Genomic DNA, 26,770 nt, shown 5'->3' on the forward strand with positions numbered 1-26,770 from the left:
CCTGCGGTCGCTCTGGCGCATCGCGGCAGGCGGGAAATGAAGAGAGGACGCCATGAGCACCGCTGCGTTTGGGGCACAAAAACCCCCACAGACATTCTGGGGGCTGTGGAACACCAGCTTCGGCTTTTTCGGCATCCAGTTGGCCTTCGCGCTGCAGAACGCCAACGTCAGCCGCATTTTCCAGGCGCTGGGCAGCAAGGTGGACGATCTGGCATTCCTGTGGATCGCGGGGCCGGTCACCGGCCTGGTGGTGCAGCCGCTGATCGGGCACTGGTCGGATCGCACCTGGGGCAAGTTCGGCCGGCGGCGGCCCTATTTCGTGGCCGGCGCGGTTCTGGCGGCGCTGGCGCTGCTGGGCCTGCCCAACACGCCGCTGCTGATCCTGGCCGCGCTGTTCCTCTGGTTGCTCGACGCTTCGCTCAACGTGGCGATGGAACCGTTCCGCGCCTTTGTGGGCGACATGACGCCGCCGCACCAGCGCGCCCAGGGCTTTGCCCTGCAAACATGGTTCATCGGTGCGGGCGCGGTGCTGGGCAGCCTGGCGCCGGCTGCGTTCAAGGCGATGGGCATTGCCAATACCGCACCTGAAGGGGTGATCCCACCCTCGGTGCGCTATAGTTTCTACCTCGGCGCCTTTGCCATGGTGGCGGCAGTGGCGTGGACCGCGCTGCGCGTGCGCGAATACAGCCCGGCGCAGATGGCCGCCTTTGCCGAAGAGCCGGAAACCGAGGCCAGCCATGGGCCGCTGGTCAATCCCGCGCGTGGGCCGCTGTGGATCATTGGCGGGGCGGTGCTGCTCGGCCTGGTCTTGGCGCTGGGCCTCGACAAGCAGTTGCTGGTGCTGGGCGGCGGGCTGGTGGCGTTCGGCCTGTTGCAAGTGGTGGTGCGGGCATTGGGCAGCACCGGCGCGCTGGCCCATGTGGTAAGCGACCTGGCGCAGATGCCGCGCGCGATGCGGCAATTGGCCCTGGCGCAGTTCTTCACCTGGGTCGCGCTGTTCATCCTGTGGATCTACACCACGCCGGTGGTCACGCGCGAAGTGTTCCATGCCACCGACACCAGCGGCGCAGCCTATAACGCCGGGGCCGACTGGGTGGGCGTGATGTTCGCCTTTTACAATGGCGTTGCGGCACTGGCGGCGTTTGCCCTGCCGGTGCTGGCGCGGCGGATTGGCAATGTGCGCACGCATATGGTGGGGCTGGGCGCCGGGGCGCTGGCCTTCGTGCTGCTGCTGGTCATCCGCGATGCCACGCTGCTGCTGGTGCCGATGGCCCTGGTGGGCGTGGCCTGGGCTTCCATCCTGGGCATGCCCTATGTGATCCTCACCCGGGTGCTGCCCCCGCGCAAGTTCGGCATCTATATCGGGTTGTTCAACTTGTTCATCGTGATCCCGCAACTCATCGTGGCGACGGCCATGGGCGGGGTGATGCGCAGCTTTTTTCCTGACGAGCCGAAGTGGACGATGCTGGTGGCGGCGCTTGTCATGGCTGGCGCGGTGGTGGCCATGGCGCGGGTGGAAGAGACCGATTGATCAACTGCGCAGCGCCGCCTCCAGCGGCGTTGCCAGCCGCTGGTGATCGCCCCAGTTGGTGGCGATCGCGCGCGCGGCATCGGGTCTCACCAGCACTTGCGCGGTCCACAGGTTGTTGCTGCCATCGTGCCACAAGGTGCCATCGGGGCGCACGACCCAACCCAGCGCATAGCTGCCGCCGAACGGCGGGGTGTGCAGCCGCTGCCAGGTTTGCGGCCGCAACAGTGGCGCGCGGGTGCGGTGGGCCTCAAGGAACGCGATCATCGCGGCGATGGGCGCGTGCAGCCTTGCGGCGGGCCCCGCAACGGCGGGATTGTCGGTCGGTGGTACGCCCGGCGGGTGGGGCACGCCGGCTTCACCGGGCCACCAGGCATGGCCCACCGGCTGGTCCAGCATGCCCGGCGTGCCCGGTGCGCCAAAGCCCGCCCCGGCCATGCCAAGCGGCGCGAACAGGCGCTGGGCCACCAGCGTTTCCCAGGGCTGGCCGCAGGCCGCCTCAAGCATTGCGGCCGCAGCCACGTAGTTGCGGTTGGAATAGATGAAGCGTGTGCCCGGCGCGGCCTCGGGCGCGCGGGCGAGAGTCATGCGGGTCAGGGCCAGGCGGCTGGCGCGCGGATCGGCTTCCTCTGCCGGAAAGGCATCCATTTCGCCATCGCTGTCCAAGCGGGGAAAGCCGCTGGTATGGGACAGCAGGTGCAAGAGCGTAACGCCCTGCCAGGCCGGTGCATCGTGCCAGGCCAGGCGTGCCAGCAGCGGCTCGTCCCAGGCAAGCTCACCCGCTTCCACCGCCAGGGCAATCAGCGTGGCAGTGACCGGCTTGGTGACGGAGCCCCAGTGCCAGGCATCGCCTTGTGCGACAGGCGCGGTAGCGCCGGTCATGCGCAGGCCGGCGCAGGTTTCACCCGCCGTGGCGCCTGCGCGCCAACCGGCAGACAGCGCGGGAACCCCCAGGCGGCGGCGCAGCCGGGCAGCGGCCGCCGTGTCGCGCGGAAAGGACAGCGACGCCGCGCGCGCCAGGCCCGCCCACGGCAATCCAGCCAACAGGCCGAGCATGCCGCGCCGTGCCATGATCATGCCCTATCCAAGGGCATAGCCGTTCCATGCCTTGATCGGGCGGATCACGAAGCTGGTGTGCATCGCGCTGACCCCGGGCAGGCGGGCCAGGCAATCGCGGTGCAGCCGGTCGTAATCGGCCATGTCGCGCGCGCCGATGCGCAGGCGATAATCACCCGTGCCCGAGATGAGATAACATTCAAGGATTTCAGTCGAATCCAGCGCGGCGCGTTCGAACCGTTCCATCGCTTCGCGGCTCTGGCTTTCCAGGGTGATGTCGATCAGGGCATGCAGGTTGAGCCCGATCTTGCCCGCGTCAACCCGTGCGCCATAGCCCGTGATCGTGCCGTTTTCTTCCAGCGCGCGCATCCGCCGGTGGCAGGCAGAGCTGGAAAGCCCCACCCGATCGGCCAGTTGTGCCAGCGAACTTTGCGAATCTGCCTGCAGTGCAGCCAGCAACTTGCGATCTATGCGGTCCATCCCTGCCGTTTAGCGCGAAAACTTGGCGTTTGAAGCCTGATTCGCGGGAAACTTTGGCTCAATTTGGGGCTCGATCTGGATCAACGCGAATAATCCGCCGGCGGCGGGCCGTGGCGGGTGCTGCGCGCGGCCATCAGGGCGATCGCCGCGTCCAGGGTTTCGCCATCGATCGCCCCATCGACGAGGATGGTTTCGCCCGTGGTGTTGTTGCGCACGGCAACGGCCGGCGTGCCCTGTACCGTGGCGCGTTCGGCGGCGTCGCCCTCGGCCGCCAGGCGCCCCAGGGTATCGTCGCTGCGCAGGCAGGCGTCGAGCTTGGCCGCGTCGGCGGCGCCATCCTGCCGGGCGAGCGCGACCACCGCGCCGCGGCCGCGATCGGTGCCATTGCCAGGCAGGCCGCGGCCATTGCCGCCGGTGCGGGCAAAGTAATCGCCCAGGAAACGGTAATAGGCCGCCGACCCGCCCTGATCGGCCACGCACAGCGCCGCCATGCCGCCCAGCACGGCGGCCGCACCGTGGAACGGCAGGGGCAGCATGCGAATGGCCAGGTTGGCCTGGCCCTTGGCCCGCGAAATGGCCGCGTCGGGCACGCCGGAAAACTGCTTGCAATAGGGGCATTCGGGATCGGACCAGACCACCACGCTCACGGGCGCCTGGACCGGGCCCGAGACGCGATCTTGCGCCAGCAGCGCACCCACATCGGGAACGGTGCGCCAAGGGGCCGGGATATCGGGCAATTGGGCCGGCGCGGCCAGTGCCTGGGCGGCCATAGGGCCCATCGCAGAGACCGTGATCGTTGCCGCCAGGGCCATAGCCCGGAACCATGCGCGCATTGCTGTTCCTTGTCCTTACGCTTGCGTGTGCGTGCTCTTGCCCAATCCGGGGCAGGCGGCAAGCCCGCTTTGCCGCGCCCGTGCTTTTTGCATTTCGCCCTGGCTGGCTGTAGGGCAGCTGAATATATCCCGCCAAATACAGCGCATCCGTTGTGGAGTTGCCATGGGCCGCCTTGTTCTGCGTTTTCTTGCCGTGATCGCCGCTCTGGCCACGAGCGCCGCGCCCGCCGCCGCACAGGGCCTGGGCAAGGGGCCACTGGTGCTGGCCGCAGCCAGCCTGCAGGAAGCGATGAACGCCGCGGCCGATCGCTGGTCGGCGTTGGGCCATGCACGGCCGGTGGTATCGTTCGCGGCCTCTTCGGCGCTGGCGCGACAGATCGAGGCCCACGCTCCGGCTGACCTGTTCGTGTCGGCCGATGAAGACTGGATGGACGATGTTGCGCATGCCGGCCTACTGGCACCACGCACGCGTGCGCGGCTGGTGACCAACGCGCTGGTGATCGTGGCTCCGGCGGGCAGCGCCTTGCGGCTCTATCCCGCGCCTGGTTTCCCGCTGGCGCGCGCGCTGGGCGGGGGCAAGCTGGCGATGGGCGATCCCGACGCCGTGCCGGCCGGCCGCTATGGCAAGGCGGCGCTGGAACGGCTAGCGGTGTGGAGCCAGGTTCAGGGACAAGTGGCGCGGGCCGAAAACGTGCGTGCCGCGCTGGCCCTGGTCGCCCATGGCGCCGCGCCGCTGGGCATCGTCTATGCCACCGATGCGCGGGCCGAACCGGGCGTGCGCGTGGTGGGGGTGTTTCCCGCCGGCAGCCATGCGCCGATCACCTATCCGCTGGCCCGGCTGGCCAGTTCCACCCATCCCGATGCCGAAGGTTTTCGTCGCTTCCTGCTGTCTGGGCAGGGCAAGGCGATTTTCCGTCGCTTCGGCTTTGTGGCGCACTGACGGGCATGCTGCTTTCGGCACAGGAATGGGGCGTGGTGGCGCTGTCGGCCAAAGTCAGCGGCGTTGCCATCCTGGGCGTTCTGCCCATCGCCTTTGCCCTGGCCTGGGCGCTGGCGCGCGGGCGGTTTCGCGGGCGCCTGGTGCTCGATGCGGTGGTGCACCTGCCGCTGGTCTTGCCGCCGGTGGTGATCGGCTGGATGCTGCTGGTGGCATTCGCGCCGGCCGGCCCGGTGGGTGGCTGGCTGTGGCGCACGTTAGGCGTGACGCTGCTGTTCCGCTGGACCGGCGCGGCACTGGCTGCCGCGATCATGGCCCTGCCGTTGATGGTGCGGGCCATCCGCCTGTCGCTTGAAGCGGTCGATCCCCGGCTGGAGCAGGCCGCGCGCACCCTGGGCGCCGGGCCATGGGCCACATTCCGTCAGGTGACCTTGCCGCTCTGCGCGCCGGGCATGCTCGCCGGTGCGGTGCTGGGCTTTGCGCGCTCGCTGGGCGAATTCGGCGCCACGATCACGTTCGTGTCCAACATTCCGGGGGAAACCCAGACGCTGCCGCTGGCGATCTATGCTGCGTTGCAGGTGCCCGGCGGCGAAGCCACGGTCTGGCGCCTGGCCGTGGTGGCGGTGGTGCTGTCGCTGCTGGCGCTGGTCGGCTCGGAATGGCTGGCGCGGCGCCAGGGGGGCGTTGGCTTGCAAGGGGGCGGGGGCGCGCATGTCCTTTGATATCGACATCGTGCTGGCGCGCGGTGGCCGCGAATTTGCCGTGCGCGTGGCCGGCGGGCCCGGCATTACCGCGCTGGTTGGCCCGTCAGGGCAGGGCAAGACCAGCACGCTCGATGCCGTCGCCGGCCTGTTGCGCCCGCGTTCGGGCCGCATCGCCGTGGATGGCGCCGTCCTGTTCGATGCCGCCGGCGGGATCGACCTGCCCCCCCAGGTCCGCGCCGCTGGCTATGTCTTTCAGGACTTGCGCCTGTTCCCGCACCTGTCCGTGCGGGACAACCTGCTGTTCGGCTGGCGCCACGCCCCAGCCGAACGCCGCACCCTGACGCTGGAGGAAGTGACCGGATTCCTCGACATCACGCCTTTGCTCGGCCGGCGTCCGCACACGTTGTCGGGCGGGGAAGCGCAGCGCGTGGCGATCGGCCGGGCGCTGCTTTCGGCCCCGCGTTTCCTGTTGATGGACGAACCGCTGACCGCGCTCGATCCGGCGCGGCGCGAAGGGGTGATTGCCCTGATCGCGCGCATCCGCGATGCCTTTGCCCTGCCGGTCCTGCTGGTATCGCACCAGCAGCAGGATGTGGCGCGGCTGGCTGATGCGGTGGTGGAAATTTAGCGGGCCTGAATCCTGGCGAACGAGTTGAGATGCAGGCCGATTCTGCCCTCCTCTTCAGAGGAGGGGCCGGGGGTGGTGCGAAGCCTCGCGCAAGGGTTCCACCACCCCCCAACCCCCTCCTCTGAAGAGGAGGGGGTTGGAACGGCTATCGGTTGGGCTGAGCCTGTCGAAGCCCTCGCGCGACCACTCCTAGATTTCCAACTGGCTGCCCAGTTCGATCACGCGGTTGGTGGGCAGGCGGAAGAACTGCATCGGGCTTTCCGAATTGCGCACCATCCAGGCAAACAGCTTTTCCCGCCAGATCGCCATGCCCGGCCGCTTTGACGCGATCAGGGTTTGCCGCGCCAGGAAATAGCTGGTTTCCATCGGCTTGAACGGTCCGCCTGCGCGGGTTTCCGCGGCCAGTTCGGCGGGAATGTCCGCCTCGTCCATAAAGCCGCTGTTGATGATCATGCGATAGAAGCCGTGGCCCATGTCTTCCACGTCGCGCCGCTTGTGATCGGGCACGTGGGGCACGCCGGCGGTCATCACCGTCAGGATCACCACGCGTTCGTGCAGGATGTGGTTGTGCTTCAAGTTGTGCAGCAGCGCGGGCGGGATGCCTTCAACGGTCGACGCCATGAACACCGCCGTGCCTTTGACGCGGCGCACGCGCTCGCACACCGAACCCAGGAACAGGTCGAACGGCATGGCGTCTTCGGCCAGGCGCTCGCGCAGGATGCGCCGCCCGGTGGCCCAGGTGGTGAGCGCGGTGAACGTGATCGCCGCCACCAGCAGCGGGAACCAGCCTCCATCGGGAATCTTGGTGGCGTTCGAGGCGAAATAGGCGCCGTCGATCACCAGGAACGTGCCGGTGACCAGGCCCGCCACCAGCGGGTGCCACTTCCACACGGCAAAGGTCAGCACGCCGAGCATGCAGGCGGTGATGAACATCGTACCGGTCACGGCAATGCCATAGGCTGAGGCCAGGTTGCTCGACGTGCGAAACGCCAGCACCAGCAGGATGACCATTGCCAGCAAGACCCAGTTCACCAGCGGAACATAGACCTGTCCGGCCGCGCTGGCACTGGTGTGCAGGATGCGGATGCGTGGCAGGAAGCCGAGTTGCACCGCCTGCTGCGAAACCGAGAACGCGCCCGAGATCACCGCCTGGCTGGCGATGACCGTGGCCAGGGTGGCCAGGATCACCAGCGGCAGGCGCGCCCAATCCGGGGCCATCAGGAAGAACGGATTTTCCACCATGGCCGGGTTGCGCAGCAGCAGGGCCGATTGGCCGGCATAGTTGATCAGCAGGCAGGGAAACGCCACCCACAGCCACGCCACCATGATCGCGCGACGGCCGAAGTGGCCCATGTCGGCATAGAGCGCTTCGGCCCCGGTCACCGCCAGCACGACGGAACCCAGCGCCAGGAACGCCAGCAGGGGATCGAGCGTGAAGAATTTCACCGCATACCAGGGGTTCACCGCCAGCAGGATTTCCGGCGCACGGGCAATGCCGTTGAGGCCAAGCAGCGCGATCACCAGGAAATAGACCAGCATGACCGGGCCAAACAACTTGCCCACCGCCGCCGTGCCGCGCGACTGGATGGCGAACAGGCCGATGAGAATGGCGATCGAAATCGGCAGGACCACGTCGGCAAAGGCGGGGTGCACCACGGTGAGCCCTTCCACCGCCGAAAGCACCGAAACCGCCGGTGTGATGATGGCGTCGCCATAGAACAGGGCCGTGGCGACGATGCCCAGGATCGCGGTGAACGCCGTCCACCGGCCCGGCTTGAGTTGCCGGCCGATCAGCGCGAGCAGCGCCAGGCTGCCCCCTTCGCCCTTGTTGTCGGCGCGCAGGATCACGAAGACATACTTGACCGTGACGATCAGCGTCATGGTCCAGAACATCAGGGAGAGTACGCCGAAGATATGATCGGCATCCACCGCCAGGCGATGGTGCCCGATGAAGCTTTCCTTCAGCGAATAGAGCGGCGAGGTGCCGATATCGCCGAACACCACGCCGATGGCGCCCACGGCCAGGGGCACGAGGCCCTGTGGCGGGTGGCCATCATGTGTTCCGGGCGAAGCGCTGGCAGGCGCATGATCGGTGGCAGCGGACGCACTGGCGGCCGCGGAATCGGGCGCCGCCGAAAGGGGTATGGCAGTCATGGCGGCGCCGCTACGCCCCGGCGTGACCGGGCGCGACGAAATTTATGCATTCTTTACGCCGCTTCACGCCTTCTTTGTCGTGAGGCCGCGACCGGGTGCGACAGCCTGGCCTCTCGACAGCAGGGGCACTGGTGCGGCATCCCATGGCCATGACCCTTGCTCACGCCCACCGCATTGCGCCTCCGACCGGCACTGCCGAGGGCGATGGGCTGCTTGCCGGCCTCCTGGCCACGGCCGCGCTGATCGGCCTTGCCACGTTGATGGGGCTGACGCTGCTGGCGCGGGGCGACATTGCCGATATCGGGCTGCTCTATCTGGTGCCGGTGATGTTTGCCGCCATTCGCCTGGGATTGCGGCCCGGGCTGGCGGCGGGCGTGCTGTCGTCCTTGTGCTACAACTACTTCTTTATTCCGCCCCGCTTCACCATGGCGGTGGCCGATCCATCGCACCTGATCACGCTGGTCATCCTGCTGGGCGTGGCGCTGGTGGGCAGCCACATGGCCGCGCGCCTGCGCCAGCAGGCAATGCTGGCCCAGGCGCAGGCCGGGCGCGACGCCTTGCTGGCCGGCTTTGCCGGGCGATTGATGGGCGTGACCCGGCGCGACGCGCTGTGGACCTTGCTGGCCAGCGAAGTGGCGCATCTGTTCGGCCTGCGCGTGCTGGTGGCAGCGCCCGATGCGCAGGGCATCGTGGAACTGGTGGCGGCACGCCCTGCGCATGACCGGCTCGATCTTCTCGAAGCGGCGGCGGCGCAGTGGTGCCTGGACAGTGGGCGCTCCGCCGGGCCGGGCGGGTTGGTGCCCACTGCATCGGAATGGCTGTTCCTGCCCGTGCCGGGCAGCCATGGCCCCTTGGCAGTGGTGGGCGTGGGCGATCCTGATGCCGATCTGCCCTTGCAAGGCGCGCAGGCGCCCTTGCTGGAAAGCCTGTTGGCGCAGACCGGGCTGGCCCTGGCGCGGATCGGCCTGGAAGAGGAAAAGCTGGCGCTGGGCCGCGTGCAAGAACGCGAACGCCTGCGCAGTGCCTTGCTGTCCTCGATCGGGCATGATCTGCGCACGCCGCTGACCACCGTGCTCGGCACCCTGCGCGCGCTGCGCCCTCTGGATCACGAACAGGCCGTGGCCCTGGCCAGCGCGCGGAGCGAGGCAGAGCGGCTCGACCGGTTTGTTGCCAACCTGATCGAGATGGTGCGGATGGAAACCGGTGCCTTGCGCCGCGAGCCCGAGCCGGTGGACCTGGCCGAAGCCTGCGATGCTGCGCTCGATCACCTGGCCCCGGCCGGTTTGGCGCGCCAGGTGGACCTGGCCGTGCCTGAGGACTTGCCGCTGGTGCTGGCCGATCCGCGCCTGTTGCACCATTGCCTGATCAACCTGATCGACAACGCTGCCCGCCATGGCGGCGGCGGCGCGATCCGCGTAGAGGCCTTGGCCGACGGGCAGGGCGGGGTGGAACTGGCCGTGTGTGACAATGGGCCCGGCGTTACGCCTGGCGAGGAGGAGCGAATTTTCGGCATGTTCACCAGGCTGGAAGGGTCTGATCGGCAGGGCGGCACTGGCCTGGGCCTCGCGATCGTTAAGGGCTTTGCCGAAGCCATGGGGCTGGCGGTGACGGCGGCCAATCGCCCAGACGGCGGCGCCCGCTTTGCCCTGCATGTGCCGTCCGCGCTGGTTCGCGCGGTGGAGGCGTAAGGCATGAGCGGCGTGGTCGAGGCGAAGAACGCGCGGGTGCTCGTGGTGGATGATGATCCTGCCATCCGCGCCTTGTTGCACCACACCCTGGGCCAGGCCGGCTATGTGGTGAGCGAGGCCGCCAGCGCCGCCCAGGCACTGGACCAGCGGGCCGCCCAGGCGCCCGATCTGGCGCTGCTCGATCTGGGCCTGCCCGATCGCGACGGCCTGGAAATCCTGCCGCAACTGGTGGCCGCGGGCCTTGCCGTGGTGGTGCTTTCGGCACGCGATGCCACGGCGGAAAAGGTTGCCGCGCTCGATCTTGGCGCCAGCGACTATGTCACCAAGCCGTTCGATCCCGACGAAATCCTGGCCCGCGTGCGCACCGCCCTGCGCCACCGCGCGCGATTGGCCGGCGGCGCCGGGGCAGCAGGCGGCGCGTTGCTGCGCTTTGCCGATGTGGAGATCGACCTTGCCGCGCGGCAGGTGCGCAAAGCGGGCGTGGAAGTACACCTCGCGCCCAAGGAATATGCGTTCCTGGCCGAACTGGCCGGCCATGCCGGGCGCGTGGTGACCCATGCGCAGCTCTTGCGCACGATCTGGGGGCCGGGCCATGAAACCGACGTGGAATACCTGCGCGTTGCCGCGCGTGGCATCCGGCGCAAGCTGGAAAGCGACCGGCCACCCGGCCAATCCGCCCTGCGCAACGAGCCAGGCATCGGCTATCGTCTTGATCTTGCGCGAGGATGACGCCGGGCTTCGCCCAAGCCACAGCGCCCCACCCGGATGTTTACGTGGCCATCGTTTAAGCTGCGTTTGAGCGTCGCGATGATAGCGCCGGACCCGTCTGTTCAGTCCACCGGAACCGGGGAAAGGTTGCATGTTCAAAAGGCGCGTTGTCGTTCCGCTCGAGACCCGATTTGCGCAGGCCGTGCTCGAGCGGTCGCCCGACGGCTTCCTCTTGATGCAGAACGGTTACTTCACGTTGTGCAACGCGGCGGCCGAACGCGTCTATCAGCGCACCCGCCAGGAAATCATCGGGGCCACGCCGGGCTCGCTGGCGGCGCCGCGCCAGGCCGATGGCCGCCCCTCGGATGTCCATGTGGCCGAGCGGCTGGCCGAAGCCCAGCGCCAGGGCTTCTCGCGATTCGAATGGCTCAATCTCGATCGCCAGGGCCAGCCGCTGCGCATGCTGGTGACGCTTACCCCGGTGGAGATGGATGGCAGTGATGCGCTGATGATCCAGGTGCAGAGCCAGGCGGAAACCTCTGCGGTGGTCGATGCCCTGCGCGACGGGCTGGAGCGGCTTGCCGGCGGCGACCTCGATTGCCGCCTGACGCGCGCCTTCCGCCAGGACTACGAATGCCTGCGCACGGCGTTCAATTCCGCCGTCGATGCGATGGCCGGCGCGATGCGATCGGTGGGCGGCATTGCCGAGCAGGTGTCCAACGGATCGGCCGAGATCCTGGCCGGATCGGAAGACCTTTCCACCCGCACCGAACAGCAGGCCGCAGCCGTTGAGGAAGCCGCTGCCGCGCTGCGCCAGATCAACGAAAGCGTGCAGAAGTCGGTGCAGGAAGCCGGCCACGCCAGCGCGATGGTGCAGACCACGCTGGACGAGGCACGACAATCGGGCGAAGTGGTGGGACGCGCCATCGACGCCATGGCCGCGATCGAGAAATCCTCGCAGGAAATCGCCGAAATCGTTGGCGTGATCGACGCCATCGCGTTCCAGACCAATCTGCTTGCGCTCAACGCCGGGGTGGAAGCGGCCCGCGCCGGGGACGCCGGCAAGGGCTTTGCCGTGGTTGCGAGCGAAGTGCGGGCCTTGGCGCAGCGCGCTGGCGACGCCGCGCGCGACATCCGCGCCCGCATCGGCAGTTCCACCGAACAGGTTTCCAGCGGGGTGGGCCTGGTCACCGCCACCGGCGACGCGCTGGAGCGCATCGCCGCCAGCGTCAGCGAAATCAACGATGTCATGCGCCGGATCAGCGGCACCTCCACCCAGCAGGCCGAAACGCTGGGCCAGATCAACGCTACCGTGCGCGATGTGGATTCGATCACCCAGCAGAACGCTGCCATGGCCGAGGAAGCCACCGCCACGGCGCGCAACCTGGCCGATCAGGCCGGCGTGATGGCGCGCGAGTTGGGCAAGTTCCGCTTTGCCGCCGGGCAGGCGGCCCCCGCCCCCACCACGGCACCCCGCGCGCCCACGCCTGACCCAGTGCCCGCGCCGACCCCCGTGGCAGCGCCGGTTGCGGTGCCTGTCAGGGCGGCAGCCCCGCCGCCGTTGCCAACCCCCGTGCCGTCGGCCCCGCCGCCGGCGGCCGCCGCGCCGGTTGCGCCGCCCGCTGCGCCACCGCGTCCACGCCCGGCGCCCGCCCCGCGCAGCGCCGGCAATACCGCATTGTCGGAAGACGATTGGTCGGAGTTCTAAGCGGCCTCGATCCGTCGCATCCCTGCCTGCCTAGGCGTCGTGTCTCGTTTGGAAGATAAACTTCTGCGACCCAGCGCCGGCAAATCCCTATGGCGCCGCTAGACAAACAGCGGCGCCGGGGGGATGCTGATGGTCAGGGCAATGTGTTGCATCGGATTGATCGCTTTCGCCGCGCCTGCATGGGCCGATGACGGCGGGGGCTTCGTGCTATCCGGCACCGCGCGCTTGCGGTACGAGGCGATTGCCAATCAACCGCGCACCGGGTTCAACCAGAACGATGATCTGGTCAATCTGCGCACCACGCTCATGGCCAAATACCAGTCCGGTCCATTCACCATCGGCGGGGAACTGTGGGACAGCCGCGTCTATGGCGGTGACAAGGGCACGCCGATCACCACGGGCGAAGTCAATACGCTGGAACTGGTGCAGGCCTTCGTGGCGGTGAAGAGCGTGGTAGGGCACGCCAAGGTTTCCGTCCAGGCGGGGCGGTTCCTGCTCAACATCGGGTCGCGCCGCTTGGTGGCCGCTGACGAATATCGCAACACGACCAACGGCTACACCGGCTTGCGCGCCGATCTGGCCACCCGCAACGGGATTACGGCAACAGCGATCTACGTCCTGCCGCAGCAGCGCCGGCCCGACGATCCGGCATCGCTACGGCGCAACGCCTTTGCCGTCGATCGCGAAGGATTCGATCTGGTGCTGTGGGGCGGTGTGCTCGCCAAGGCGAAGGCGATCGGGCCGCTCACGGCCGAAGCCAGCTATTTTCACCTGGGTGAGCGCGACACGCCGGGCCATCCCACGCGCGATCGCGCGATCGACACGTATGGCGGCCGCCTGCTGCGCGAGCCGGCGGCGGGAAAACTCGATGGAGAGGTGGAGGCCTTTGCGCAATCGGGCCGGGTCAGCGCTTCGGTCGCGCCGGGTGCGGCGACATTGCCGGTTGCGGCCTGGTTCATCCACGCAGCGATGGGCTACAGCCTACATGACGCTTGGAAAACGCGCGTTTCGGTGCAGTACGATCGCGCCAGCGGCGATGGCGCGCCCGGGACCTATCGCCACTTCGACACGCTCTATGGCATGCGCCGGGCAGACCTGGCGCCCGCCGGGCTTTATAACGCCGTCGGTCGGGCCAATGTCTCGACGCCCGGCATCAGGGTAGAGGTCGCCCCGTCGCCCCGGTGGGATGCCTTTGCCACGTATGAAGCCTTGTGGCTGGCATCGCGGACCGACAGTTTCTCGACAACGGGCGTGCGCGATGCTTCGGGCAGATCGGGCGGGTTTGCCGGCCACCAGTTGGACGGGCGTTTCCGCTGGTGGGTGCGCCCGGCCAAGTTGCGGTTCGAAATGGACGGGGTGTTGCTGATGAAGGGGCGGTTTCTGGAAGACGCGCCCAATGCACCGGCCCATGGCACCACGGCCTATGGCGCGCTCAACCTGACCGCTTCCTTTTAGGTCGTGAACTCATAAATGGCGCCCCCGAGGCGCCAAAATGGCGAACACATCGGGCCAAAGTGACCGCCGCGAAGGCTGGCAGCCTTTGCAAGGGCACTTTGGGCTGAGATGGAAGCCATTTTGGCGTCCCTTCGGGATTTGACCCAAAGGCCCCTTCGCAGCGTCGAAAGCACTTGAAATATGTAAGATATTCCTGCGCGCTTTCTCCTCGCGACGGGGCCTTTGGCCTCAAACCTCGGGGGCGCCATTTATGAGTTCACGACCTGGGGCCCAAACCCGATCAGGGCATTGCCGGGGTTTCGGGAACGCCGATCGTGGCCGCCGGAGCATGAGTGCCAGCAGCAGGGTCGCGCGTGGGGCGGGGGCGGGCGGGGCCTTCGACCAGCCCGTCCAGCGCGCGCACCGTTGCGGTGATCAGGGGGACGTCGGCCTTGCCGGCCACGCGCCAGGCGTCTTTTTCCGCATCGTGGCGCGGGGCATCGGGCAGCAGCCAAGTGGCATCGAGCGCGCCAAGCGCGGCCAGCACTTGCGCCTTGGCGATATAGGCGCCGGCAATGCCTTCGTTATAGGAACTGCGCGCCTGAAGCAGTTCGCGCGCCAGTTGCAGCACGTCGAGCGTGGTGAACATGCCCGCGCGTTCTTGCAGCACGGCGCCGTCATAGGCCTTTTGCGCAGATTCGACCGCTTTGGCGAGGTTGTCGATCGCGCTGGTCTGGGCTTGCCAGTCGTTCCAGGCGCTGGCGAGGGCCGCGCGGTTTTCACGCAAGGTGGCGTCCATCAGGCGCCAATCGGCATCGTTGGCCGCTTCGGCCGCGTGGATGCGCGCGGCGCGCTCTCCGCTGTCGAACAAGGGGCCCGAAAGGGTGACCACGCCCTTGATCTCGGTCTGGCGCAAGCTGTCGGAATAATTGGAAAAGCCGCTGGAATAGGGCAGCAGGGCGGCAGTGCCCTGGAAATCCACGCGCGGGCGCTGGTCGGCCTTGGCGCCTTCCACGCTGGCGCGCGAGGCACGCTCGCGTTCCTGCGCCGCCAGGATCAACGGATTGTGTGCCTCGGCATAGGCATAGGCTTCTTCCAGCCCGGAAACGGGCAGTTGCAGCGCGGGTGGCGCGGCGAGATCGCCAGGGCGGGTGCCGATCATGCGGATGAAAGCAGCCTCCGCACTGCCGGCGTCACGCTGCGCGGCCAGCAGTTGCACGCGGCCCAGTTCCACCCGCGTTTCCACCTGCTGGATATCGGTGGCTGTCACTTCATGCGCCTTGAGCCGGGCCTGGTTGTCGGTCAATTCACGGGTGAGAGCGGACAGGTTGTCGGCCGCGATGGCCACGGCCGCGCGGGTGCGGCGCAGGCCGACAAATGCGTCCACCGCGTCGAGCAAGGCCTGCTGCTCGGCCGAGTGCAGCACCGCGCGCTGGTAAGACGCCTGCGCCCGCGCGCCGCGCTCGTTGGCAAAGGAGCGGCCGAAACTGAACAGGGGTTGGGTCAGCACGGCCGTGGCGGTGGAGGTCCAGCCGCGGCGCCCGAGGTAAACCCCCTTGGCGATTTCGAAGCGATCCTTGGTCCAGCCATACGTCAGCGCGTAATCGAGCTTGGGACCATAGGCGGCGCGCGCCTGGGCCACGCCCCAATCGCTGCTTTGCGCGCTGCTGCGCTGGGCGAGCAGCGTGGGCGATGTCCAATAGGCATAGCGCAAGGCATCGGCGAGCGTGGTGACGGGCCGTCCCGCCGCGGCGCCCTCCACGATGTCGGCCGGCGTGTCGGCCGGCAATTCAGGTGCATAGGCGGGTGCGGCATCTTCGTCCTGCGTGGCATCCTGCGCGTGCGCGGCCGGCGTGGCAAGCAAGGCAAGAATCACCGCGGCTGATGCCGACGATCTGGGCAGGGCGCGCCGGCAATGAAGGCGCAGGTGGCGCAAGGCGTTGCGGCGCATGGCGAAATTCCCCCTCAATTGTCGCGGAAGGCGCGCATGAACTGGTCACGCAGCGGCTTGGTGACGTAGGACAGCAGCGAGCGGTTGCCGGTTTCGATATAGGTTTCGGCCGGCATGCCGCTGCGCAGTGCCAGCCCCTCGCGCTGGATCGCGCCCTGGTCCACTTCGATCCGCACGGTGTAATAGGCCTGGCGGGTTTCCTGGTTATCCGTCCGGTCGGTGGCGACATAGACCACGCGGCCGGGAATTTCCGGCGTGGCGGCACGGTTGAAGGCCGAGAAGCGTACCCGCGCGGCCTGGCCCACGCGCACCTGATCGACATCGGTGGGGCTGATCGAGGCTTCGACCACCATCACATCGTGATCGGGCACGATTTCCATGATCGGTTCGGCCGGGCGCACCACATCGCCGATCGCGGCAAAGGCGATCTTTTCGATCGTCCCGGAATAGGGCGCGCGGATTTCGCTGCGGTCCTTCTGGTCCGATGCGCTGACGTTGCGCAACTGCTGCTGGTTGAGGGAAGTGTTCACTTGCGCAAGATCGGTGCCGGCCTGCACGCGGCGGGTCTGCACGGTCTGGATCGATTGCTCCTGCGCTTCGGTAATGCGGGCACGGGTCTGGGCGATCTGCGATTGCAACTGCGCCACCTGGCCATCGATATCCACGGCGGTGCGTTCCAGTTGGTTGAGCCGATTGATCGTGACAAGCTGCTTGTCCCACAGGTCGCGCACGCCCTGGCGTTCGGGTTCGATCAAGTGGCGCTGTTGGCGCAAGGCATCGATCTGCGCCTGAAGGCCGGTGATCTGCTGGTTGTATTGCACGACGCGTGCCGCAAGCTGGGCGCGCAACTGGCCCTCTTCGGTCTGGCGCATGGCGAACAGATGCTGTTCATCGGCCATGGCCTTGCGCGCGCTGGGATTGGCAGAGCCGGTCAGCTGGGGCGGGAACACCACCTGGCCCAGGCCGAGCCGTTCGGCCTCAAGCCGCGCCTTCTGCGCCAGCAACTGTTCCACGGTGAGGTTGGAATAGGTGGCATCGGCGCCGGTCACGCGGTCATCCAGCCGCATCAGCAGTTCGCCCTGGCGCACATGCTGGCCGTTGATCACGGCAATTGCCGTGATCACGCCGCCGGTGGGATGGGCTATGCGCTTGACCCGGCTTTCCACGCCCACCTGGCCTCCGCCGATCACCGCGCCACCGATCGGCACGATGGCGGCGAGGCCGAACAGCAGGACCATCAGGCCGGCCAGTGCGACGACCAGCCGCACCAAAAGACGCGGGGCATGGGGCTTGGGCTCGCCAGGCTCGTCAACCCACAGCGCGGGAAGAAGCTGCCGCACGGCATCGGGAGAAAGGGGCGCGTTCATCGTGCGGCCTCCTGGGCCAGGCGGCCGGGTGCGGGTGCGCCGGGCGCGGTGGCGCCATCGTTTGCCTGGAGCGTGCGCTGCATCACCGTGTCGCGCTCTCCAAAATCGACCAGGCGGCCGTTTTGCATCACGGCGACATGGGTGATCGGGCCGAGCGTGGCGGGGCGATGGGTGATCATGATCACGATGCCGCCGCGCTGGCGCATTTCCAGCACCGCGCGGTTGAGCGCGGCGTCGCCGGTGGCATCGAGGTTGGAATTGGCCTCGTCCAGGATCAGCAGATGGGGATTGCCATAAAGCGCGCGGGCCAGGCCCACGCGCTGGCGCTGTCCGGCCGAAAGCTCGCTCGCGCCGGCCGAGACCTGTGTGTCATAGCCATCGGGCAGGGCCAGGATCGCCTCGTGCAGGCTGGCCGCGCGGGCGGCGGCCATCACCGCATCGGACGTGGCGGCCGGATCGAACCGCGCGATGTTCTGGCCCACCGTGCCTTCGATCAGGTCCACCGTTTGCGGGACATAGCCAAAGGCGCTGCCCAGCGCTTCGGCATCCCACTGATCCAGCGTGGCGCCGTCCAGGCGAACCTCCCCGCGGTTGGGCTTCCATATCCCGAGGATGCCACGCACCAGGGAAGTCTTGCCCGCCGCGCTGGGGCCGATCACGGCAAGCGCCTGACCGGGTTGCACCGACAGCGACACGCCCTGCACGGTAAACCGCTGGGTTCCTGGCGGCGCCACCCACAGATCGCGCAACGCCAGTTCGCCGCGGGGGCGATCGAGCGTCACCTGCCGTTCGGGCGGGCGGCGGAACGTGGTGATGGCCTGGACGATACGGGTCCAGCCGCTGCGCGCGGCAACCAGGCCTTTCCAGTTAGCGATGGCCGAATCGACCGGCGCCAGGGCGCGGCCCGACAGCACCGAGGACGCCAGGATCACGCCGCCACTGGCCTTGTCATCGATGACGAGCAGCGCGCCCACCGTGAGGATGATCGATTGCAGCAACATGCGGAACGTGCGGCTGGCGCCGCCCAGGCGCGAGACGGTGCGCGCCAGGGCCGATTGTGCCGCGATGAACTGGCTTTCCCAGCCCGAGGTGCGGGCCACCAAGCGGTCCTGCATGCCCATGGCAAAGGCGGATTCGGCAAAGCGGATTTCCGAGAGGGTGGCTGCGCTGCGTTGCCCGGTGATCATCGCCAATTCGCGCGAGGCGGTTTGGGTGCGGCGGTTGGACATGAGGGCCAGCACCGCCATGACCAGCACGCCGGCCAATGCGGTAAGGCCCAGCCACCAGTGCAGCGCGGCCAGCACGATCAGGAACATGATCACCCAGGGCAGGTCGATCAGCGCGACCGGTCCGGCCCCGGCCAGGAAAGTGTGGACCGAATCGAGATCGCGCGCGAACTGGAGGCCATCGCCCTTTTCGGCCCCGGCGCGCAGCGGGCGCGAAACGGTGGCATAGTGCACCGCGCCAAACAGGTCATCGTGCACGCCATTGGCAACGCCCAGCAGCGCCTCTGCCCGGATTGCCTCGAAAACCGCTTGAAATACGTAGATCAGCACGAGCATCACGAAGAGCCCCACCAGGGTGGGGATGCTGCGGCTGGGCAAAACCGAGTCGTAGACCAGCATCATGTAGCCCGATCCGGCAAAGACCAGGACATTGAGCAGCAGGCTGGCCACCGCCACCAGCGCGAGATTTCCGCGATACCTGCGCAGGAAAAGGCGCAGCATTTGCCGATCCACGTTCAAACACCCCCAACAAGGCACTCAATCGCCACTGCTATAGCAGCATGCGCCAAGACCACGTTGCCAAATACTTCCGCCGCGGAACAATAGCGTTTGGAACCGCTGTGCGCGGCGGTGTGTGGAAAGGCCGGCCGGGGGGTGGGTTCAGGCCATTTCGTGTTCGGCGGTGGCGCGCGCGCCCACGATCAGCATCTCGCACCATACGCCCTTGGGATCGAACATCAGGTCGACTGCTTCGAGGCCGGGCTGCGCGCGCAGCAGGTGCGAGCCCGTCCCTTCGTGCGCGGGGGGCGCCACCAGCGGGCCGCCGGTTTCCTTCCACAGCAGGTAAAGCCGGTTGCCGTCTGGCGCCAGGAACCAGCGCAAGTCGACCCAGCCGGCCGGGCCGGACAGGGCGCCATGCTTGATGGCGTTGGTGCACAACTCGTGCACGGCCATGATCAGCGGAATGCAGCTTTGATCGGGCACCACGCAGGCGGTGCCGCTCAGGCGGATGCGGGATCCCAGGCTGAACGGCGCGATGGTGCGCTCGATCAGTTCGGGCAGGTGGCCTTCCGCCTCTGTGCCGATGCGCAAGAGGTCGCTGGCCTTGGCCAGGCTTTCGAGCCGATCGGAAAACTCGCGGAAGAAATCCAGCGGGTTTTCGGCACGCGGGCCGCGCGCGGACAGCGCCTGGATGATGGCCAGCAGGTTGCGCGTGCGGTGGCGCAATTCGCGGTTGAACGAGTCCTGCTGGCGCGTCACCGAGTGCAACTCGCGCACGGTGGTCCGCGCCACGATCGCCATGGTCATTGCCAGCACGACGCAGCACAGGGCCAGAACCAGCGATACCAGCAACTGCCCCGTCCACGCCATCTGCGCGAGCGGGCGGACAAACAGCATCAGGGCCAAGGCGAACGAGCCGATCACGGCCAGCGCGGCGAACCATGGTTCGAGCAGCAGCGCGGACAGCAGCACGGTGGGCCAGAACACCAGGAACGGCATCGTGCCAGGATCGGGATCTATCACCAGGCGCAGGAGCGCAGGCACGATGGCCAGGCCGGCAGACAGCAAGGCCTGCTCGGCCAGGCTGCGCTGCTTGATCAGCGCGGCCTGCATCACACCGGAAACCCCGGTCAAGACTTTCATTTACGCCCCTTAAGCCCTTGCAGGATCGCGAATCCGCAGTGTCAGACCGTTTGCAAAACAGTGTTAACGGCATAGCCTGCAAACCGCAGCGCTTTTTTATCCTGGGTCAAGCGAAAGGGGTTAAATCCGTCAACGCGGGCGGGGCGGGGCAAGGCGCAAGGCGGCTTCTATTTCCAGCAGGCTGGCCAGGAGCGCCCGTTCTTCGGGGAGAAGGGCAACGCCATGGTTAAGGGTGGCGCGGCACAGCGCAAGCAGGCTGGCCGGATGGCGCGCCAGGTTGGCCCGGAACTCGGCCAGCGAGTGCACGTGCGCATTGGCGTCGGACTGGCCGGTGACGATCAAGGCATCTTCGGGCGATGCCGCCGCCTGGATACGCCACAGCACGCCGATGGCGCGCTCGACCATGGCGCGCACCAGGTCTCCCGCCGCTTCTCCCGATGCGCGGGCCTTTAGCTTTTGGCGATAGCGGCGTTGCCTTTCGGCATTGGTCAGGGCCATGGCATGCCTAGACGGGGATTTCTTGCGCTTGGAAAGCCCGGTCACGCCCTTGCGTAACCATCCCTATGCCCGTTGACCCACATGCGCTGGCCCATTTGACATGCGTCAAGGAGGGCGGGCGCAGCCTTGCTATCGTAGCATGGTGGCTTGATCCGCAACGGCGATCGGGCGGATGGGCAAGGAGGATGCAGCGATGACCAATCCTGAAAGTATGGCGTTGCGGCGAGGGATCGCCGGCACGCTGTTGTTCGACGGCGAACTGGCCAGCCGGGGTTTCGAACTCAACGCGATGTGCTTTTCGTTCAACGACAGCGCCAATCGCGCCGCGTTCCTCGCTGACGAAGAAGGCTATTGCGCGCGGTATCGCCTCACGCCCGAACAGCGCGATGCCGTGGCCCGGCGCGATGTGCTGGGCATGATCGAGGCCGGCGGCAATGTCTATTACCTGGCCAAGCTGGCCGGGATATTCGGTCTTAACGTGCAGGATCTGGGCGCGCTGCAAACGGGCATGAGCGTGCCCGAATTCAAGCAGTACCTGATCGACCAGGGAACGGCGGCAGGCTGCGTCGCGGCGCGGCAGGATGAAGGATTGGCGGCATGAGCGCGCAGATCATCGGCGGCTATTTCAGCAGCCACGTGCCCGGCATCGGCGGGGCAATCGCTCGGGGTGACCAGGACAAGCCCTATTGGAAGCCGTTTTTCGATGGCTATCCCCCGGTGCGCGCGTGGCTTTCCCAGACCAGGCCCGATGTCGCCATCGTGTTCTACAACGATCACGGGCTCAACTTCTTCCTCGACGCGATGCCGACCTTTGCCGTGGGCGCGGCAGCATCCTATCCCAACGAGGACGAGGGCTGGGGCCTGCCGGTCTACAAGACGTTTCAAGGCGATCCCGGGCTTTCCTGGCACATCATCGAGGAACTGGTGGGCAGCGGGTTCGACATCACCATGTGCCAAAAGATGAAAGTGGACCATGCGCTGTCGATCCCCTTCGAACTGGCCTATCCCGATGCCGATGCCTGGCCGGTCAAGATCGTGCCGATCGCGATCAACACGGTGCAATATCCGCTGCCCTCACCCCAGCGCTGCTATGACCTGGGCCGCGCGGTAAACCGGGCGCTGCAATCCTGGCAGGACGATACGCGCGTGGTGGTCATCGGCTCGGGCGGGTTGTCGCACCAGCTCGACGGGGCGCGGGCTGGCTTCATCAATGCCGATTACGACCGGTTCTGCCTGGATCACCTGGCCAACGATCCGCAGGCCCTGCTGCGCCATTCCACCGAGGAAGTGGCGGCCATCGCCGGGACGCAGGGGGTGGAGATCGTCAACTGGATCGCCGCGCGCGGGGCATTGGGCGATGGCGCCCAGGCCGAAGTGACGCGCAACTATCATATCCCGATCAGCAATACCGCCGCGGCGACGCTGGTGCTGACGCCGGCGTGAGCGTTTGCCGTTCGGTCCACGTGCCGCAGGCGTGGATCGATTGGCCGGCGCGTCTTCCTGGGGGGGAGGGCGCGCCGGTTCACTCTGCCAGGTCGTTCACCGCCATGAGCGCCAGTTCGGTGCGGTTCTCGATGCCCAGCTTCTGGTACATCGCGTGGAGATAGACCTTCACGGTGCCTTCGCCGATATTGAGTTCGGCGCCGATGTCGCGATTGCGCATGCCACGTGCCACCAGCCGGGCAATGCGCCGCTCGCGCGGGTTGAGCCGGTCGAGCGGGCCCGCGCCTTCGGGATGAAGCGAAAGATCGAGCGCGCGTTGCAGCAGATCGGCGGAGATCGCACGCTCGCCGTCCTGGACCTTGTCGAGCACTTCGATCAGTTCGTCTCCCGCGCCGTCCTTGGACACGATACCTTCCACCCCGGCACGCATCACGGCCAGCAGATTGCGGTCGGTCAGCTCTGCGGTCAGCAGGACGATGCGGCGCTTGTCGCCGCGCGCGCGCAGGGTTTCGAGCACCTGCACGCCATTCATGCCGGGCATGTTGATATCGAGCAGTACGATATCGGGATCGTGGGTGGTGATCGCCGCCAGCGTTTCTTCGCCGCTGGCCGTGGCCGCCACCAAATGGAACTGGCTGTCACGCAGCACGGCGGCCACGCCAGCGCGGATGAAGCCGTGATCGTCTGCGACAAGAACGCTGGTCATGCCTGGAGGCCTGTCATGCATAGAGGCGGATGGGCACTTCGATATCGAGACGGGCGCCCGGACGCAGGTGGTTGGTGGAATGTTCGGCAATATGCATCCGCCCGCCCAGCGCGGCTACGCGCTCGGTAATGGAGCGGGGCTGGCGCAATTGCCCGGCACGGGGAAAGCCGATGCCGTTGTCTGCGATGGTGACGGTCAGCAGCGAGCCGTCGTGATCGAGCGAGATGGACACTTCGCTGCACTGGCCATGTCGCGCTGCGTTGGCAACAGCCTCGCGCACCATTTGTCGCAATTCATAGGATAAGTGGATCGGAACCGACAGCGGGCCGATATGGGCGGCAAAGGTCACGCGGATGCGCCAGTGGGCGGACATCTCTTCGACCAGGCTGCGCAATTCCTCGGTCAGGTCGGTGGCGCGGTCTCCGTCCTCACCCCGGCGCAAGCGGTCGATCATCACGCGCAACTGGGCCTGTTCGCGGCGCAGCGCGTCCTTCATGGCCACGATTTCGCCTTCGGGGTCCTTGCCATCGCGCAGCCGCCGGCGCAGCGCCTCGAGGCGAAACATCGTGCCCGCCAGGAACTGCACCACGCTGTCGTGCAGGTCGCGCGCCAGGGCATTGCGCACTTCGGCCACGGCCGAACTCTTTGCCAGGGTTGCCATTTCCTCGCGATCGAGTGCCAGGCCGATTTCGCGCACGAGTGCTGCCATCCAGGGCAGATCGTCCACGGCCATGGCGGGAATGCCCCAGACCAGCAGTTGCCCCTGGCTCGAAACCGAATTGAACGTGGCAATGATGCCTTCGTTCACCTCGCAGCGGACGGCCAGCGGCGCAGTGAAGGCTTCGTGCTCGATCACCAACTGGTGTTCGGCGGCCAGGCCGATGCGGCGGCGGCGGCGCAAATCGAACAAGGTGGGGTACCCTGGCGCACCCAGTGTTTCCGACAGCAGCCCCGGACCCTGGCGTTCGGTGGTGACGACGCCGTCACGCTCGACCAGCAGGTCGATCCACGGTTCGTCACCCCAGGCGACGGCCAGTGCCGCGCCGCGTGCGCCCATGGTGGCGCAGGCCTGCCCCAGTGCGCCGGTCAACACGCGGTTGCGCCGGGCACCGGGCGCGCCGATCGGGTCTGGCAGCGTGACCACGCGCAAGCCGCGCTGGCGGCTGGCCAGCCACAGCATCAGCATGGATACCACCACCATGCAGATCAGCCCGCGCACGAAGCGCAGCGGATCGGGGCCGGCGCTTTCCATGGCCAGCGCCGCTGCAGGGACGATTGCCGAGAGTATGAGCCCCATGCCAGTGGCGGCCACGCCGATCGTGCCCCAGCGAACCAGCGCCACCAGCAGCAGGAACGTGCCGAACACCAGGAACGGGCCGGTCAACACGCCATGGGGTTGCTCGGTAAAATAGATGGCAGAGGCAAAGGCGATGAAATCGATGATCTGCGCAACCGGGGCCAGGCGGCAATCGAACCACCAGTCTTGCCAGGCAACGCCCGCCAGCACGATGGCCCACAGCACGTAGCCGCCCGCCAGGAGCGTGGTGAGATCGGGATTGCGCAAGGATACGTCGGCGGCAAACACGATGCCGGCCATGAACAGGAGCGCCATCGTCATCCGGCACAAGGCGAGAACCTTGCCGCTGCGCCGCGAGAACATGTGACGGACCTCCAAGCCTGCGGCCTCCCCTATATGAAAAGATATGTGGCACCCGCGCGGGATATGCAATGCGCTGCCCATGGGTGTGCTTTTGCGTTAACCATTGTTACAGAGAGTACCATGCCACCGATCACGCTTGCCGGTTCATGAACATATTGCTGATGCCCTTTCTTTATCGACTTTTGATTCGCATGCTCTCCCTTGCAGGGTGGCACATGGCCGGCACTGCCGATAGGATCGGTTGGAAACCATGACCATCTCGCCACTATCCGAATCTCCACTCGATGCACTCACCGCCAAGCAGCGGGAGGTTCTGGACCTGTTGATCCAGCACAAGACCTCAAAGGAGATCTCGCGGATTCTGGGGATCTCTCCCTATACGGTTGATCAGCGTATCCTTTTGGCGCGGGGCAAGCTGCAGGTCACGTCGCGCAGCGAAGTGGCGCAGGCATATAGACTTTTGCTGGAGCGGACGGCCGCCGAAGGCCTATCCGGAAAACCCGTATATGGTTCGCCGGACGTCGCCATGCGCAATAATCCGACGCACAAGCATGAGGAAGGCAGCGATGGGGCCCAAGCCCCGACCGGGTACGGCAGCGTTGATGGGGATCACGCTGACGGCGCACCGGTCAACCAACGGGATGAGGGATATCATCGCGTCCTTCCGGAGATGTTTGACGGACCATATGGGACACTGATGCGACTGGGGGCCACGGCCCTGATCGCGATGGTCCTGATCCTCACGGTGCTGGGCGGGTTGACGATGTTTTCGCAACTGTCACGGATCGTGGATCGCTGAACCGTCGATCATCCTCCGCGTCAAAACGGGGACGGCGCCCTTGGCGCCGAGTGGAGGCACATGACGATGACCAGCAACAAGCACAATCAGACCCTTTCTGTTCGCGGCTCTGCCGCGATGACCCCGGCTGTCGCCCAGATGCGCGTCACCCGCGATCTGCACGAAGCCGAAGCAGCGCTCGATGAAGCGCTGATCCGCCAGGCCAACCTGCTTTCGTCGATGGTGACGGCGCGCCGCGAGGCCGGCCTGCCGCCGTTCCAGGGGCAGGATGCGCTGATGCGCCTGCTCAAGAGCCAGCAGGCGATGGTCGATGCCGGGGGCGAACTGGCGCGGGTTCATGGGCGCCTGAGCGCGATTGCCGCCGAAACCATGGGCGGGAACGACCAGTGCCCCAAGACGGCCACCCTGGCCGATCCGGCCGACGCCGGCGATGCGGCTGCCGCAGCCCTTCCACGCGCGGCCTGACCGGCCGTCCGCACGCGCAAGGAGGATGTGACGCCCGATGCTTTCGCTCTGGCTACCCCGCATTCTTCTGGCGTTTGCCGTGCTGTTCGCCGCCCGCAGGGGCGGCGAACCGGAACAATCGGTGGCGGCGATCCTGCTCGCAACGTTCGCGCTTGACGTCGCCAACCACGCTATTTTCGGAGATCCCGCATGGTTCGCGGTGAACCCTGGACACCTGGTAATCGATATATGGGCGTTTATCGTCTTGCTGTGGGTGGCCTTGCGGGCCAACCGGGCATGGCCCCTGGCGGTCAGTGCGGCCCAGGCGGTGGTGCTGCTGGGCCACGCGGCCAAGCTGTGGGAACTGGCCATGGTGCGCAAGGCGTACTGGGTCATGACCCAGGTGCCGTTCACGCTGCAACTGCTGTTGCTGATCTTTGGCACCGCGGCGCACGTGATGCGCACGCGGCGGCTGGGCGACTATCACGGCTGGCGGCTGACCTGATCGCTGTGCTTCCGGGCAAGGGGAGGGCCGTGGCATGACCGTGCGTTCGATGCGGGCTGCTGCCCGTCGCGGCGATGGCGCCAGGGCAATGGCATTTCCGGCAGAACCGATCGCCGTATCGGCAGTGGTGGCGCCGCAGCGCCCTGTGCTGCCGACAGCGGCGCTGGCGATGGCGCGCGAAATCTATGCCGGCCGCCGCCGGCGCGAGCGCTTCCTGGCGGCCGACCTGTTCGGCGAGCCGACCTGGGACATCCTGCTTGATCTCTATATCGCGGCCGGCGAAGGGCGGCGCGTGCCCACCACCAGCGCGTGCATCGGCGCCAATGTGCCGCCGACCACGGCGCTGCGCTGGCTGCGCATTCTGGAAGCGCGCGCGCTGGTCGAACGCGAGGACGATGGCCGCGATGGGCGGCGCACGTTCGTGTGCCTTACCGCGCGTGGCATGGCCGCCATGACCGATCTGATGCTCAACTGGCAGACGGGCATGGGTTCGGCGGTGCAGACTGGCCGCAGCGCCGAAGCGTCCGCGCTGGCCATGCTGGATTTTCAGGACCTGGCGGCCGACTGACACCAGGTTCTGGCCGGTCGGGCATCGCACCCTGGGGTGAAAAGCCCGGCCGCACGGGGATGCGGGGATAGATTCCTCGCGCCGCGCGGCCGGCAGGCAGG

General features: G+C 67.1%; 25 protein-coding genes. 14 read left to right on the forward strand and 11 right to left on the reverse strand.

What is annotated here, in order from left to right:
• The first annotated feature begins 52 nt into the window (after nucleotides 1-52).
• Nucleotides 53-1,531, forward strand: coding sequence for an MFS transporter (locus FHT19_RS17365; protein WP_169476087.1), 1,479 nt, complete (start codon nucleotides 53-55; stop codon nucleotides 1,529-1,531).
• On the opposite strand, the gene FHT19_RS17370 is transcribed toward FHT19_RS17365, so the two are convergent.
• From FHT19_RS17370 to FHT19_RS17380, 3 genes are all read right to left on the reverse strand, one after another.
• Nucleotides 1,532-2,605 carry a serine hydrolase domain-containing protein gene (locus FHT19_RS17370; protein WP_169476089.1) on the reverse strand — a complete coding sequence of 358 codons (1,074 nt, stop codon included), beginning with the start codon at nucleotides 2,603-2,605 and terminating at the stop codon, nucleotides 1,532-1,534.
• A 3-nt stretch (nucleotides 2,606-2,608) separates the two neighbouring features.
• Nucleotides 2,609-3,064 carry an Lrp/AsnC family transcriptional regulator gene (locus FHT19_RS17375; RefSeq protein ID WP_168556900.1) on the reverse strand — a complete coding sequence of 152 codons (456 nt, stop codon included), beginning with the start codon at nucleotides 3,062-3,064 and terminating at the stop codon, nucleotides 2,609-2,611.
• Nucleotides 3,065-3,144: 80 nt separating this feature from the next.
• On the reverse strand, nucleotides 3,145-3,897 hold the full coding sequence (locus FHT19_RS17380; RefSeq protein ID WP_169476090.1) for a thioredoxin domain-containing protein: 753 nt from the start codon (nucleotides 3,895-3,897) through the stop codon (nucleotides 3,145-3,147).
• Nucleotides 3,898-4,060: 163 nt separating this feature from the next.
• On the opposite strand from FHT19_RS17380, the gene modA reads away from it, so the two are divergent.
• From modA to FHT19_RS17395, 3 genes are read left to right on the forward strand one after another with little or no spacing between them, the layout of a single operon-like run.
• Nucleotides 4,061-4,837: a molybdate ABC transporter substrate-binding protein gene (gene modA / locus FHT19_RS17385; RefSeq protein ID WP_169476091.1), complete on the forward strand. Its 777-nt coding sequence runs from the start codon at nucleotides 4,061-4,063 to the stop codon at nucleotides 4,835-4,837.
• Nucleotides 4,838-4,842: 5 nt separating this feature from the next.
• Complete coding sequence (modB, locus tag FHT19_RS17390; RefSeq protein WP_211184990.1) at nucleotides 4,843-5,556, forward strand: molybdate ABC transporter permease subunit; 714 nt, start codon at nucleotides 4,843-4,845, stop codon at nucleotides 5,554-5,556.
• Entirely contained in the window at nucleotides 5,546-6,166 is a 621-nt protein-coding gene (locus tag FHT19_RS17395) for an ATP-binding cassette domain-containing protein (protein ID WP_169476093.1), read from the forward strand. The genes modB and FHT19_RS17395 overlap by 11 nt, the downstream gene beginning before the upstream one ends.
• A 189-nt stretch (nucleotides 6,167-6,355) precedes the next feature.
• On the opposite strand, the gene FHT19_RS17400 is transcribed toward FHT19_RS17395, so the two are convergent.
• A complete protein-coding gene (locus FHT19_RS17400; protein ID WP_169476095.1) occupies nucleotides 6,356-8,320 on the reverse strand; it encodes a potassium transporter Kup in 1,965 nt (654 codons plus the stop codon).
• A gap of 149 nt (nucleotides 8,321-8,469) precedes the next feature.
• Between FHT19_RS17400 and FHT19_RS17405 the strand changes: the two genes are divergently transcribed.
• The 4 genes from FHT19_RS17405 to FHT19_RS17420 all read left to right on the forward strand — a co-directional run bounded on the left by FHT19_RS17405 (nucleotide 8,470) and on the right by FHT19_RS17420 (nucleotide 13,879).
• Nucleotides 8,470-10,008 (forward strand): DUF4118 domain-containing protein, encoded by a 1,539-nt coding sequence (locus FHT19_RS17405; protein ID WP_168556905.1) that lies wholly within the window; start codon nucleotides 8,470-8,472, stop codon nucleotides 10,006-10,008.
• 3 nt (nucleotides 10,009-10,011) lie between these two features.
• Nucleotides 10,012-10,737: a response regulator transcription factor gene (locus tag FHT19_RS17410; RefSeq protein WP_168556906.1), complete on the forward strand. Its 726-nt coding sequence runs from the start codon at nucleotides 10,012-10,014 to the stop codon at nucleotides 10,735-10,737.
• Nucleotides 10,738-10,918: 181 nt separating this feature from the next.
• Complete coding sequence (locus tag FHT19_RS17415; RefSeq protein WP_169476097.1) at nucleotides 10,919-12,424, forward strand: methyl-accepting chemotaxis protein; 1,506 nt, start codon at nucleotides 10,919-10,921, stop codon at nucleotides 12,422-12,424.
• Between the two features lie 156 nt (nucleotides 12,425-12,580).
• Nucleotides 12,581-13,879 (forward strand): alginate export family protein, encoded by a 1,299-nt coding sequence (locus tag FHT19_RS17420; protein ID WP_248290529.1) that lies wholly within the window; start codon nucleotides 12,581-12,583, stop codon nucleotides 13,877-13,879.
• 280 nt (nucleotides 13,880-14,159) lie between these two features.
• On the opposite strand, the gene FHT19_RS17425 is transcribed toward FHT19_RS17420, so the two are convergent.
• The 5 genes from FHT19_RS17425 to FHT19_RS17445 form a co-directional block, all read right to left on the reverse strand.
• The gene (locus tag FHT19_RS17425; RefSeq protein ID WP_168556909.1) at nucleotides 14,160-15,809 is read right to left on the reverse strand and encodes a TolC family protein; all 1,650 of its coding nucleotides are present in this window, start codon (nucleotides 15,807-15,809) and stop codon (nucleotides 14,160-14,162) included.
• Between the two features lie 14 nt (nucleotides 15,810-15,823).
• A complete protein-coding gene (locus FHT19_RS17430) occupies nucleotides 15,824-17,176 on the reverse strand; it encodes an HlyD family type I secretion periplasmic adaptor subunit (RefSeq protein WP_168556910.1) in 1,353 nt (450 codons plus the stop codon).
• A complete protein-coding gene (locus FHT19_RS17435; protein ID WP_211184989.1) occupies nucleotides 17,173-18,903 on the reverse strand; it encodes a type I secretion system permease/ATPase in 1,731 nt (576 codons plus the stop codon). Before FHT19_RS17435 ends, FHT19_RS17430 begins: the two co-directional genes overlap by 4 nt.
• Before the next feature lie 159 nt (nucleotides 18,904-19,062).
• Complete coding sequence (locus FHT19_RS17440; protein WP_168556912.1) at nucleotides 19,063-20,046, reverse strand: sensor histidine kinase; 984 nt, start codon at nucleotides 20,044-20,046, stop codon at nucleotides 19,063-19,065.
• Nucleotides 20,047-20,175: 129 nt separating this feature from the next.
• On the reverse strand, nucleotides 20,176-20,544 hold the full coding sequence (locus FHT19_RS17445; protein WP_168556913.1) for a hypothetical protein: 369 nt from the start codon (nucleotides 20,542-20,544) through the stop codon (nucleotides 20,176-20,178).
• Between the two features lie 193 nt (nucleotides 20,545-20,737).
• Here FHT19_RS17445 and FHT19_RS17450 point away from each other — a divergent pair, with 193 nt between their 5' ends.
• Together FHT19_RS17450 and FHT19_RS17455 are read left to right on the forward strand one after the other, a co-directional pair.
• Entirely contained in the window at nucleotides 20,738-21,145 is a 408-nt protein-coding gene (locus FHT19_RS17450; protein ID WP_211184988.1) for a protocatechuate 4,5-dioxygenase subunit alpha, read from the forward strand.
• Complete coding sequence (locus FHT19_RS17455; protein ID WP_168556914.1) at nucleotides 21,142-21,987, forward strand: class III extradiol dioxygenase family protein; 846 nt, start codon at nucleotides 21,142-21,144, stop codon at nucleotides 21,985-21,987. The genes FHT19_RS17450 and FHT19_RS17455 overlap by 4 nt, the downstream gene beginning before the upstream one ends.
• Before the next feature lie 79 nt (nucleotides 21,988-22,066).
• On the opposite strand, the gene FHT19_RS17460 is transcribed toward FHT19_RS17455, so the two are convergent.
• Nucleotides 22,067-22,693: a response regulator transcription factor gene (locus FHT19_RS17460; RefSeq protein ID WP_168556915.1), complete on the reverse strand. Its 627-nt coding sequence runs from the start codon at nucleotides 22,691-22,693 to the stop codon at nucleotides 22,067-22,069.
• Nucleotides 22,694-22,706: 13 nt separating this feature from the next.
• The gene (locus FHT19_RS17465) at nucleotides 22,707-24,353 is read right to left on the reverse strand and encodes an ATP-binding protein (RefSeq protein WP_169476100.1); all 1,647 of its coding nucleotides are present in this window, start codon (nucleotides 24,351-24,353) and stop codon (nucleotides 22,707-22,709) included.
• A 250-nt stretch (nucleotides 24,354-24,603) separates the two neighbouring features.
• Between FHT19_RS17465 and FHT19_RS17470 the strand changes: the two genes are divergently transcribed.
• The 4 genes from FHT19_RS17470 (at nucleotide 24,604) to FHT19_RS24465 (ending at nucleotide 26,669) form a co-directional block, all read left to right on the forward strand.
• Nucleotides 24,604-25,152, forward strand: coding sequence for a helix-turn-helix transcriptional regulator (locus tag FHT19_RS17470; RefSeq protein WP_168556917.1), 549 nt, complete (start codon nucleotides 24,604-24,606; stop codon nucleotides 25,150-25,152).
• Between the two features lie 66 nt (nucleotides 25,153-25,218).
• Nucleotides 25,219-25,617 (forward strand): hypothetical protein, encoded by a 399-nt coding sequence (locus FHT19_RS24460; protein ID WP_248290530.1) that lies wholly within the window; start codon nucleotides 25,219-25,221, stop codon nucleotides 25,615-25,617.
• Nucleotides 25,618-25,696: 79 nt separating this feature from the next.
• A complete protein-coding gene (locus tag FHT19_RS17480; RefSeq protein WP_248290531.1) occupies nucleotides 25,697-26,101 on the forward strand; it encodes a hypothetical protein in 405 nt (134 codons plus the stop codon).
• 34 nt (nucleotides 26,102-26,135) lie between these two features.
• Complete coding sequence (locus tag FHT19_RS24465) at nucleotides 26,136-26,669, forward strand: MarR family transcriptional regulator (RefSeq protein ID WP_221240683.1); 534 nt, start codon at nucleotides 26,136-26,138, stop codon at nucleotides 26,667-26,669.
• Nucleotides 26,670-26,770: the final 101 nt, after the last annotated feature.

Origin of the sequence: Novosphingobium sp. SG919, assembly GCF_012932495.1 — a bacterium.
Classification (GTDB): domain Bacteria; phylum Pseudomonadota; class Alphaproteobacteria; order Sphingomonadales; family Sphingomonadaceae; genus Novosphingobium; species Novosphingobium rhizosphaerae.

Bases quoted from the DNA above. Each gene is read 5' to 3' on its own strand.
- FHT19_RS17400 (WP_169476095.1), bottom strand. From the start codon at position 8,320: ATGACTGCCATACCCCTTTCGGCGGCGCCCGATTCCGCGGCCGCCAGT.
- FHT19_RS17435 (WP_211184989.1), bottom strand. From the start codon at position 18,903: ATGCTGCGCCTTTTCCTGCGCAGGTATCGCGGAAATCTCGCGCTGGTG.
- FHT19_RS17450 (WP_211184988.1), top strand. From the start codon at position 20,738: ATGACCAATCCTGAAAGTATGGCGTTGCGGCGAGGGATCGCCGGCACG.
- FHT19_RS17440 (WP_168556912.1), bottom strand. From the start codon at position 20,046: ATGAAAGTCTTGACCGGGGTTTCCGGTGTGATGCAGGCCGCGCTGATC.
- FHT19_RS17465 (WP_169476100.1), bottom strand. From the start codon at position 24,353: ATGTTCTCGCGGCGCAGCGGCAAGGTTCTCGCCTTGTGCCGGATGACG.
- FHT19_RS17405 (WP_168556905.1), top strand. From the start codon at position 8,470: ATGACCCTTGCTCACGCCCACCGCATTGCGCCTCCGACCGGCACTGCC.
- modA (WP_169476091.1), top strand. From the start codon at position 4,061: ATGGGCCGCCTTGTTCTGCGTTTTCTTGCCGTGATCGCCGCTCTGGCC.
- FHT19_RS17460 (WP_168556915.1), bottom strand. From the start codon at position 22,693: ATGACCAGCGTTCTTGTCGCAGACGATCACGGCTTCATCCGCGCTGGC.
- FHT19_RS17470 (WP_168556917.1), top strand. From the start codon at position 24,604: ATGACCATCTCGCCACTATCCGAATCTCCACTCGATGCACTCACCGCC.
- FHT19_RS24465 (WP_221240683.1), top strand. From the start codon at position 26,136: ATGACCGTGCGTTCGATGCGGGCTGCTGCCCGTCGCGGCGATGGCGCC.
- FHT19_RS17445 (WP_168556913.1), bottom strand. From the start codon at position 20,544: ATGGCCCTGACCAATGCCGAAAGGCAACGCCGCTATCGCCAAAAGCTA.
- FHT19_RS24460 (WP_248290530.1), top strand. From the start codon at position 25,219: ATGACCAGCAACAAGCACAATCAGACCCTTTCTGTTCGCGGCTCTGCC.
- FHT19_RS17375 (WP_168556900.1), bottom strand. From the start codon at position 3,064: ATGGACCGCATAGATCGCAAGTTGCTGGCTGCACTGCAGGCAGATTCG.
- modB (WP_211184990.1), top strand. From the start codon at position 4,843: ATGCTGCTTTCGGCACAGGAATGGGGCGTGGTGGCGCTGTCGGCCAAA.
- FHT19_RS17425 (WP_168556909.1), bottom strand. From the start codon at position 15,809: ATGCGCCGCAACGCCTTGCGCCACCTGCGCCTTCATTGCCGGCGCGCC.
- FHT19_RS17380 (WP_169476090.1), bottom strand. From the start codon at position 3,897: ATGCGCGCATGGTTCCGGGCTATGGCCCTGGCGGCAACGATCACGGTC.
- FHT19_RS17365 (WP_169476087.1), top strand. From the start codon at position 53: ATGAGCACCGCTGCGTTTGGGGCACAAAAACCCCCACAGACATTCTGG.
- FHT19_RS17410 (WP_168556906.1), top strand. From the start codon at position 10,012: ATGAGCGGCGTGGTCGAGGCGAAGAACGCGCGGGTGCTCGTGGTGGAT.
- FHT19_RS17395 (WP_169476093.1), top strand. From the start codon at position 5,546: ATGTCCTTTGATATCGACATCGTGCTGGCGCGCGGTGGCCGCGAATTT.
- FHT19_RS17430 (WP_168556910.1), bottom strand. From the start codon at position 17,176: ATGAACGCGCCCCTTTCTCCCGATGCCGTGCGGCAGCTTCTTCCCGCG.
- FHT19_RS17370 (WP_169476089.1), bottom strand. From the start codon at position 2,605: ATGATCATGGCACGGCGCGGCATGCTCGGCCTGTTGGCTGGATTGCCG.
- FHT19_RS17455 (WP_168556914.1), top strand. From the start codon at position 21,142: ATGAGCGCGCAGATCATCGGCGGCTATTTCAGCAGCCACGTGCCCGGC.